Raw genomic sequence first — 10,043 nt, 5'->3', positions numbered from 1 at the left:
TTGATCAGGAATGCCGTGCTTGTTCGCGGTCAGGGTACCGAGCACGGCGTGGTGGGTCGTCGTGTACCAGGAGTGCCGGCGTTGACCGATGAAGCTGATGACGAGTTCGCGCACCGGTCGATCGATGACCCCGGAGACCTGAATGCCGTTGCGAAACGAGGGCTCGTCGAAGATCAACGATGTCGAGAAATTGAGCTGCTGCTCGAAGATTCCCGGAATATGAAGGAAATACTTGGCAAGGTTGTTCGGAAACGGACCGGGACTGAGATTCCCACTCCAGATCCAATCGGACATCGCCTGAAGACCCTTGGTCCAGTTCGCATTGTCCAGACCGAGATCCGCATCGGCGAGCGGAAGAGAGCAAGGCGGCCGCCCTTGTTGCCCCAGCGGCGTAACGGGAGAGGATACCATGGGAGGCCCTCCTACTTCTGATCGATCGGGCTGGGACGACCGGCGGAATCCACCCAGAACGCCTGAAGTTCAGGCAAGCGGGCCGACTGCCGGTACTCCCGCTGTCTCGCGATCAGCTCCCGGACGCGCTCGATCGCACCCGGCACGCCTTGGAGTGACGCGGGGAAATTGAGAACCCCGCCGTGCTCGGGAGGTGCGAGCCCCCGGACCAATGCGCGTTTGATGACGCGATGCTGCCGTGTATCCTGACCAGCCGGGCGCGTATTCGAGGGATCGATGTCGACGCCAGAGGCCGAGCCGCGCGTCGACGCTTGATCCAGTTCCGGAATGAGCTGCCAGAGCTGCTGAGCCTGATAGCTTTCGATGGATCCGGCGACGTTGGCCGCAACGCCTCGGTAATGGCAGTAGTCGACGAAGAAGCGTAGTTCATCGAGCGAGAGGATGCCGCGTTGCTGCAGGTTGTCGCGCACCACCAGACTGTTTATGTCGACCATTTCGTCGCCACGCGTATCGACGAGGCAAATGTTCGTCACCTTCGACAAGATCGAGGTGTCGATCATGATGGCGTTGGCGCCGGACTCCGCGGTAACGTCGACCATCGCCTTGATGACGGCCTTGGTCGTTCTGGCCGCCCCCTTGGCGATCTGCGGAAAATACTTTCGATGTTCGAACAGCTCGTTGGCCCGCACGAAGGTCGAGTCGCTGCCTTGCGGCAGCACTCCGCGCTGAATCAACGTGGACAGCGAGACCTGCGACGCGTCGCTGAAAAGCACTTGACCGGTCTGCGGATCACGTAAGGTTCCAACCGCGTAGGGGCCGACATCGAAAGCATCAGGATCGCGGTCGGAACTCGGATTGAATTCTCGCAACTCGACCAGAACCTTCCGCACGCCTTCGTTGCGCCGGCGCTCCTGCCACATTTGAAGATCCTGCGCGAACAGCACGGACATCACCTGGCAATGGCTCAGAGCCTCGGTTCTCCTCAGCGTATCGACAACCTCGTTCAAGACCTGACCGATCTTGTCGACCTCCATCCCATCGACACCCACCTTCACAAAACTCACCGGATGGACGCGCGTCCCCATCGAAAGCGCTACACCGAGAGCCGCTTGGGCGGCTTTACCGGCGATTTCATACCTGGATTTCTCGATAGCTTGACCGGTCTGGGATCGCCGAAAAAGAAGCTGATCTTCACCGATATTGGTGCTCAGCTGCACCTCTAAGTCGCGGCGGAAATCCAGAACCGCATCGCTGATATCCATGATATGGCGCGGACTGATGTTGCCAAGCGCGCTCTTTGGATCCTCGCTGTCGATGATCCGCCCGCCGCCAAGCACAGCCTCGCGGGCTTCTTGCGCGTTGAATACGCTGACGAGCAATTTTCGATTTACCAGACGGACAGGCGCGAGAGGCATGGAAATTCCTCCAATTATTTCTTCTTACTAATGGTAGAGCATCAAGCAACGCCACCGTTGCGATGAAGTCGCGAAAATTACTTAATTCACAGAGCGCACTTCACGCTCACTCATCGCAAGCCGATGAAATTGATCCGTTCTAGCTTGTGCCAATCTGCAGCAACGGTCCTTAGTCGGATTCGTTTAGGATAGAACGATGCGAAACCACGGAGCGGGCGAATAGGCATCACTTCGGGCAGGTCATGAAAACAAATAACCCCGCGGACAATGGACCCGCTGCAGCCAGTCAGCCACAAACTATTCGAAAATCTAAATTTTCGGCGGATAGACGTAGTTCAACGAACATGAATATGGCTGACCCGCCCTCCTGAATGAATAGACAGTCAATCAGACAACAGTTTCCGTCCGTGCAAAATTCTCGATTACAATTCTGGCAACAATTCTCGACAACTTCAAGGAGTAATCGAAGAGACGACACTCCTAGCTACTTACCTTCCCTGGCCAGCTTCTGCCCCTGCTCCGGTTGACCGGGCCAACTCCTCGAACGCAAAGGCGAAGTTGGCCGGCTCACGGAAGCCGCCGCTGGCGTGGCTCGGTGGATATGGTACGCCCCCGTTGCCGCTTTGGGATTGGCAATCTTCGCCGGGCTTTTCGTGAAACCGGTACTCATTGGCGCCGGGGATCGGGGAGCAATTGACCTCCCCTGCGCGCACAAATCGGCAAATCTTCGAATGAGTTATCGCAGATTAGCTATCGCGCGCCACCTTGCGGCATCGATTGGCAGCAAGGCGTACTGCTCAGCGATCCTGCTTCCGGGCATTACCTTTTTCGTGATCTTCCGGCATCTTGGTAGGCACTTCTCGAGCGAGCCCCTTGCTCAGCGAATTGAGAACCTGATCGATCTCGCGGCTCCGCCTCCAAATTCGCTCCGAGCCCCCCGATCAGATCCTCTGCCCGCCGGACACATCGATCTTCTGTCCCGTGATCCAACCTCCCGCCTCGGACAGCAGAAAAGTGACGACGGAGGCGATGTCGTTGGGCTGACCGAGCCGGCCGAGTGCGATCGTCTGAATCGCGGCAGCCGCGCGGGCGGGGTCCTTGTCGAGCGGGTTCATATCGGTGACGGTCGCGCCCGGTTGCACGGCGTTGACCGTGATGCCGCGTGGGCCGAGCTGCTTGGCGAGGACCACGGTCAGCGTTTCGAGCGCGGCCTTGGACGGCGCGTAGATGCTCATGTCGGGAAACGCCGCGCGCGTTCCCATCGACGAGACATTGACGATGCGGCCGCCGTCCTTGATCGCCGGATGGAGTGCGCGGACCAGAAAGAACGGCGCACGGAAATTCACCGCGATCATGCGATCGAAGATCGCATCGTCGACCTGATCGATCCGGTAGCGTCCGCCGTAGCCGGCATTGTTGACCAGAAGATCGAAGCTCCGCTGGCCTGTGCGCTGCTCAACCTCGTCGAGAAACTTCACGGCGAGCGTGTCCGGACCTTGCCGTTCAAACAGATCGGCCTGAACCAGGAAGCCATCGCCGCCGTTCTCGCGGATAGCATCCAGCGTCGTCTGGGCAGCGTCCGCTCCGCCCGCGTAATGCACGCCGACCAGCGCGCCCTCGCCCGCCGCCGCAACCGCAATGGCGCGGCCGATGCCGCGGCTGGAGCCGGTGACCAGCGCCGTCTTGCCGGAGAGCAAGCCGCTCATGCGGCGGCCTCGGCGCTGGACGACACCGACCAGCCGCCGCCCGCTTCCAATTCCTTGGCCTCTCGTATCAGGACCGCGCGATCGATCTTGTTGGTGCCGGCCCATGGCAGGTCGGCGACGAAGCTGACGCGGCGCGGATGCTGATAGGTCGGACCGTTACGCAACGCGTAGGCTTTGATGTCCTCGGTCGTGGCGCTCTTGCCGTCGGCGAGCACCAGGAAAGCCACCGGCATCTGGCCGCGCTCTTCGTCCGCGAGCGGAACCACCGCGGCCTGGCGCACGGCGGGATGCGTCTCCAGCATTTTCTCGACGTCGCCCGGATAGATGTTCTCGCCGCCGCAAACGAACATGTCGTCGGCGCGGCCGATAAAGTAGTAGAACCCGTCCTCGTCCCGGCGCATGACGTCGCCGCTGTAGTACCAGCCGTCGCGCATCACCGAGCTGGTCTTCTCGGGCATACCACGATAGCGCGTCATCAGCGCCGGATTGCGCATCAGCAGCACGCCCTCGTTGTCGCTCGGGCCGTCGACCAGCTTCACCATCGACGGATCGATCGGATAACCGATCGTGAGCGGCGGCGGCGCTTTGCCTTCAGGGTGAGGCCCGAACACCGATGGGCCGGCTTCCGTGGTGCCGTAGCCGTGGGTCAGCGCCGCATGTGGGAATGCCGCCTCGATCTTGTCGGCCATCGCCCGCGTGATCGGCGCGGACGCCAAAGCGAGCCGCTTGAGCCGGCTATAGTCGTTGGCTGCAAGCAGATCCGGCTCGCGCAGCAGCCGCGCGAACATCGTCGGCACGGCGGTAACGGCGGTGACGCCATGGTCGGCCATCGCCTGCAGATAGCGGCGCCCGTCGAAGCCCGGCATCAACACCATGCTGGCATTGCTGGCGAAAATGCTCTTGGCGCCGAACAGCCCGTTCATATGAAACAACGGCTGGGCAATGATGTAGACCTCGTCGCAGGCGTCGGCGCTGACACCCTTGGCGGCGAGCGCCCAGAGCTGGCCGTAATGGCTGAGCTCGACGCCCTTCGGCCGCCCGGTCGAGCCGGAGGTGTAGAGGATCTGTCCGAGCTCGTCGGGACCTACTTCGACGGTCTCGAAATCACCCGGCCTGATCTGCGCAGCAAAGCCGTCCGGCCCCGCATCATCGAAATCGAGAAACGCGAAGCCTTCCGGCAGCGATCGTCGCGAAGCTGTATCGACAAAGGCGAACTTCGAATCCGAGTCGCGCAGGACGAACTCGATCGTCTCAGGCGGCTGCTTGGTATTGACCGGCAAAGCAACGAAGCCCGCGCGCATGATGCCGAAATACGCAGCGATGTATTCGGCCCGGTTCAGCGACAGGATAGCGATCGTCGTGCCGCGCGGAAGGCCGAGCGCCGTGAGATAAGACGCGACGCCATTGGCGAGACGGTCGATCTCGACATGCGTCCACACGCGTGGCTCTGCCGTCCGCAGATCGATGATCGCCGGACGGTTCAAATCCCGTGAGCGATCCACCAGATCGCCGAGGTTTTTCCAGCGGAAGCTCATGCCCGTGCTCCTACCTTGTACTTGCCTTCGCTTTTCCGATCGAAGGACGAGATGGATTTGTTTGCCGCGCCCCCGAGCTGGTCGACCAGATCGTAGTGACAGGCCGACTGCCGCCCCTCGCCCATCGGCCGCAGGATCGGTCTCTCCTGCCGGCACAAGTCGGTCGCGAACGGACAGCGCGTCGAGAACGCGCAGCCTTCCGGCAGATTGGTCGGGCTCGGCAGGTCACCCTCCAGCACGAAACGGCTGCGGCTGCGCATGACATGCAGATCGGCGACCGGCGCCGCGGCAAGCAGCGCCTGCGTGTAGGGATGCGCCGGATGCTTCCAGATCGTCTCGGCCGATCCGGTCTCGACGATGCGGCCGAGATACATCACGATCAGCCTGTTGGCGATGTGCTGCACCATCGTCAGATCGTGCGAGATGAAGAGATACGACACGCCCAGCTGGTCGGAGAGATCCTGCAGCAGATTGATGACCTGAGCCCGGATCGAGACGTCGAGTGCCGAGACCGGCTCGTCGCAGATCACCAGCTTGGGCTTGAGCGCGAGTGCGCGGGCGATGCCGATACGCTGACGCTGGCCGCCGGAGAATTCGTGCGGATAGCGTGCCGCGGCGTCTGGCGGCAGGCCGACCTGCCCCATCAGCTCGGCCACGCGAGCAGCGATCGCCGCCTTGTCGTAACCTGCGATCTGCAGCGGCTGCGCAATCAGATTGCCCACCGTCCGCCGAGGATTCAGCGAGTTGTGCGGATCCTGAAAGATCATCTGCATCTTGACGCGGATCGGCCGCATCGCCCGCGGACGAGAAATTGGTGATGTTCTGACCATCCAGGATGATCTGCCCGTCGGTGGCGGGGATCAGATGCATGATGGCCTTGCCGAGGGTCGACTTGCCGCAACCCGATTCACCGACCAGGCCGACAGTCTCGCCAGGTTCGATATCGAGGCTGACGTCGTTGACGGCATGCACGGTGCCGGACGACGTCTGGTAGTCGACGACGAGGCTACGCACCGACAGAAGCGACATCGCAGTCCTCCATTTGGTCGGCCAGGAAGCAAGCGGCCGCGTGCCCCTCGGCCTGATGCACCAAGGCCGGCGCTTCGACATGGCAACGCTCGAACACCAGCGGACAGCGGTTGGCGAAGGCGCAGCCCTTCGGCCGACTGGCGAGGCCCGGAACGGTGCCGGGAATCTCGACCAGCCGATGCCGACGCTCATCGCCGGGCTTCGGCGTCGCGCCGATCAGACCACGCGTGTAGGGGTGCCGCGGATCATCGAACAGCACATCGACCGGCGCTTCCTCGGCCTTCTTGCCCGCATACATCACGGTGACACGGTCGGCGACATCGGCGATCACCCCGAGATCATGGGTGATGAAGACCATCCCCATCCGGGATTCCCGCTGGATTTCCTTCAGCAGCTCGATGATCTGCGCCTGGATGGTGACGTCGAGCGCTGTAGTCGGCTCGTCAGCGATCAGCAGCTTGGGCTCGCACGCGATCGCCATCGCGATTACGACGCGCTGGTTCATGCCGCCCGACAACTCGTGCGGATAGGCGTCGAGGCGGCGGCGTGCGTCAGGAATGTGGACGCGGTCGAGAAGGTCGAGCGCCCTCTTCGCGGCGGCGCGCCGATCGAGCTTGAAGTGGCAGCGGATCGCCTCGACGAGCTGATCGCCGACCGTGTAGACCGGGTTCAGCGAGCTCATCGGATCCTGAAAGATGATCCCGACCTCGCGGCCCCTCACCGCCTGCATCTTGCTGTCGCTCAGCTTGGTGAGGTCGCGCCCTTCCAGCAGAATGGCCCCGCCGGTGATCTTGGCCGGCGGCACGGGGAGCAACCCCATGATCGCCAGCGACGTCATGGATTTGCCGCAGCCGGATTCGCCGACCAGGCCGAGCGTCTCGCCGTGTTGGACGGTGAGCGAAAAGCGGTCGATCGCCCGCAACACGCCGCGGCGCGTGAACAGATCGACTTCGAGGTCGCGGATCTCGAGCAGCGCCGCCATCGTCAGCGATCCCTCAGCTTGGGATTGAGCGCGTCGTTGAGTCCGTCGCCGATCAGATTCATCGCCAGCACGGTCAGCATGATCGCGAGGCCCGGAATCGCACAGATGTACCAGGAACGACGGATCAGCGTGCGGCCGTCGCCGATCAGCGCGCCCCAGCTCGCGACGTTGGGATCGCCGAGGCCAAGGAAGGCGATTGCGCTCTCGAACAGGATCGAGCTGCCGATGATCACCGAAGCCAGCACGATCACCGGCGGAATGGCGTTCGGCAGGATTTCGCCGGCCATGATCCGGATATTGCTCATGCCCATCGAGCGGCAGGCCAGGACGAACTCGCGGTTCTTCAAAGTGAGGAACTCGGCCCGTGTCAACCGGGCGATACCGGGCCACATCGTGATCCCGATCGCCACGGTGATGTTGTCGATCTTCTGTCCGAGGATCGCCACCACCGTCATGATCAGCAGGATATTGGGCACGGTCTGAAACAGTTCGGTGATCCGGGTCAGCACGTCGTCGATCCAGCCGCCGAACCACGCCGCGGCCGCGCCGATCACGACGCCGATCGCCGTCGCCGTCAGGGCCGCGACGATGCCGATCATCAGCGTGGTGCGCGCCCCATAGGCAATCATCGCGAAAATGTTGCGGCCGATCGAATCGGTGCCGAGCGGGAAGCGCGGATTGGTGAACGGCCACACTTCCGGTCGCGATACGATCCGCAGCGGGTTCTTGTCGATCAGCCAGGGCGCCGCCAGGGCGAGCGCAATGACAAGGACGATGATGACGGCGCCGAGCACCGCACCACGATTGCGCGCAAACCGGACGACGAATTCGAGAAAGGCGGACGGCGGTCGATGCGTCATGATCATCGGCTCCGGATTCGCGGATCCAGCCGGTAGTAGGCTAGATCGACCAGCAGATTGGCGATGGCGACGACGACGGCCGACAGAACGAAGACGCCGAGCACGACCGGGTAGTTGCGGCTCATCACGCTGTCGAGCATCAGACTGCCGATCCCCGGCCAGGAAAACACCGCCTCGATCACCACCGAGCCGCCCAGCACCGTGCCGAGCTGCAGCCCGAGCAGTGTGACCACCGGCAGCAGCGCGTTGCGAAACACATGGGCGAGGATGACACGTGTCTTGCTGAGTCCCTTGGCCCGCGCGGTGCGAACGAAATCGAGCGAGAACACCTCCAGCATCGAGGCGCGCATCACACGGGTGTAGATCGCCGCGTAGAACAGACCGAGCGACAGCGCCGGCAGGATCAGGTGCCGAAGTACATCGATCACATGCCCGACGGGTCCGAACTGCTCGCCGATCGTCGTCATGCCGCCCACCGGCAGCCAGTCGAGTTGCACGGCGAAAAAGATAATCAGCATGATACCGAGCCAGAACGTCGGCGCCGCGAAAAAGAACACCGCCGCCAGGGAAATCACCACGTCCCAGACCTTGTTGACCTTCACCGAAGCGACGACACCGGCGATCATCCCCAGCGTCACGGCGACGCCGAGCGACGTCAGCATCAGCAGCAAGGTCGACGGCAGCTGCGCCATGATGATGTCGAACACCGGCGCATTCTGCCGATAGGAGTAGCCCAGATCGAAAGTGAAGACCGACCAGGTGTAGCGCAGCAGCTGAACCAGCGGAGACTGGTCGAGCCCGTAGAGATGCCGCAAGTGCTCCAGCGTGGCCGGGTCGGTGACCTGCTGCTCGGACGTCATGATGTCGAGCAGCGATCCCGGCGCCATCTGGATGAGTGTGAAGTTCATCACGATGACGCCGATGATCAGAGAGATGATCTGAAACAGCCTTCGGACAATCGAGCGTTTCATCGATGCATCTCCGCTTTCGTTCAGACGTCGAGCCAGACGTCCGACAGGCTGTCCGCCGAAATGTCGGCGCGGTTGCCGACGCCCTTGACCTTCTTCGCCATCATGGTCGTCGAGATCAGCTCGATCAGAACGGTGATCGGCAGGTCCCGCGCCACGATCTCTTGCAATTTGAAGGCCAAGTCCTTGCGCTTTGCATCGTCCGGCTCGATCGACATCTTGGCGACGATGTCGTCGACCTCCGGATTTGAATAGCCGCTGGCATTCCGGAACGCCGCGCCTTTGACGATGCCGCTGGTGGTGACGTAGTCGGTCTGCTGCGGCACCAGCTCGACGCGCGCCGCATAGTTCGACAGCGCGATATCGTAGTCGTAATCGCCGTAGATCTGCTTGAGCGATGAAGCGCGGTCGGGAACGGTGAGATTGACCTCGACGCCGATGTCCTCGAGATTCTGCTTCACGAACTGGCCGACCTTGCCGTTCTCCTCGAACCAGCCGGCGGCGAGCAGATGGACCTTGAAGCGCGACTTGCCCTTCTTCGGGTAACCGGCGTCGTCCAGCATCTTGGCCGCCTTCTTGGCATCGAACTCGTAGGTCGGCAGCTTCGGATTGTAGAACTTCGTGTTGGAGGAGCAGACGAACGAGGTGCCCGGCTTGGCGCGGCCGAAATACACCACATCGGCGATGGTCGCCCGGTCGATCGCGGTCAGGAGCGCGCGGCGGACCGCCGGATCCTTGACGATGTCGCGGCGGCTGTTGAATTCGATGGTCGAGGCCCAGGCCGCGCCGAGATAACCGTCGGTCTGCGCGATGAACTTGCCGGTCTTCGCCAGCCGGTCCATGTCGGGCGCCGGGATCGGATTGAAGATGCCGAGCTGCAGCTCGTCGGCTTCCAGCGCCGCGGTGCGTGACGCCGCATCGCGCCAGTAGCGCATCACGAGCCCATTGAGATACGGCTTGCCGGCGTCCCAATATTTGTCATGGGCGGCGTATTCGATGTGGCTGCCACGCACCCACTGCTTGAACTTGAACGGACCGGTGCCGATCGGCGCATTGTTGGCCGGGTTGGTCGCGATCTCCGATCCGTCATAGACATGCTTGGGAATGACCAGCGAGGTCGCCAGCACCGATTGAAGA

Annotated in this window: 8 protein-coding genes and 1 pseudogene; all 9 read right to left on the bottom strand. The window is 62.2% G+C overall.

Features of this window, described 5'->3' with window-relative positions; genetic code table 11:
- Window positions 1-411 (bottom strand): hypothetical protein (locus I5M_RS08835; protein WP_148287847.1); only part of this gene is annotated, 411 nt, incomplete at its 3' end.
- Window positions 412-422: 11 nt separating this feature from the next.
- Window positions 423-1,826: a (5-formylfuran-3-yl)methyl phosphate synthase gene (locus tag I5M_RS08830; RefSeq protein ID WP_083909545.1), complete on the bottom strand. Its 1,404-nt coding sequence runs from the start codon at window positions 1,824-1,826 to the stop codon at window positions 423-425.
- Window positions 1,827-2,767: 941 nt separating this feature from the next.
- The gene (locus I5M_RS08825; RefSeq protein WP_022721064.1) at window positions 2,768-3,532 is read right to left on the bottom strand and encodes an SDR family NAD(P)-dependent oxidoreductase; all 765 of its coding nucleotides are present in this window, start codon (window positions 3,530-3,532) and stop codon (window positions 2,768-2,770) included.
- Window positions 3,529-5,067, bottom strand: a complete 1,539-nt coding sequence (locus tag I5M_RS08820; RefSeq protein ID WP_022721063.1) for a class I adenylate-forming enzyme family protein — start codon at window positions 5,065-5,067, stop codon at window positions 3,529-3,531. The genes I5M_RS08825 and I5M_RS08820 overlap by 4 nt, the downstream gene beginning before the upstream one ends.
- Window positions 5,064-6,096 (bottom strand): annotated as a pseudogene (locus tag I5M_RS29395) (ABC transporter ATP-binding protein). Before I5M_RS29395 ends, I5M_RS08820 begins: the two are co-directional and overlap by 4 nt.
- The gene (locus tag I5M_RS08810) at window positions 6,074-7,078 is read right to left on the bottom strand and encodes an ABC transporter ATP-binding protein (protein ID WP_022721062.1); all 1,005 of its coding nucleotides are present in this window, start codon (window positions 7,076-7,078) and stop codon (window positions 6,074-6,076) included. Before I5M_RS08810 ends, I5M_RS29395 begins: the two are co-directional and overlap by 23 nt.
- A 2-nt stretch (window positions 7,079-7,080) precedes the next feature.
- The gene (locus I5M_RS08805) at window positions 7,081-7,938 is read right to left on the bottom strand and encodes an ABC transporter permease (RefSeq protein WP_031335921.1); all 858 of its coding nucleotides are present in this window, start codon (window positions 7,936-7,938) and stop codon (window positions 7,081-7,083) included.
- 2 nt (window positions 7,939-7,940) lie between these two features.
- Window positions 7,941-8,909, bottom strand: coding sequence for an ABC transporter permease (locus I5M_RS08800; RefSeq protein WP_022721060.1), 969 nt, complete (start codon window positions 8,907-8,909; stop codon window positions 7,941-7,943).
- 20 nt (window positions 8,910-8,929) lie between these two features.
- Window positions 8,930-10,043 (bottom strand): ABC transporter substrate-binding protein (locus tag I5M_RS08795; protein ID WP_022721059.1); only part of this gene is annotated, 1,114 nt, incomplete at its 5' end.

Source organism: Rhodopseudomonas sp. B29 (assembly GCF_000333455.1).
Classification (GTDB): Bacteria; Pseudomonadota; Alphaproteobacteria; order Rhizobiales; family Xanthobacteraceae; genus Rhodopseudomonas.
This window is presented reverse-complemented; position numbering and strand designations above follow the sequence as displayed.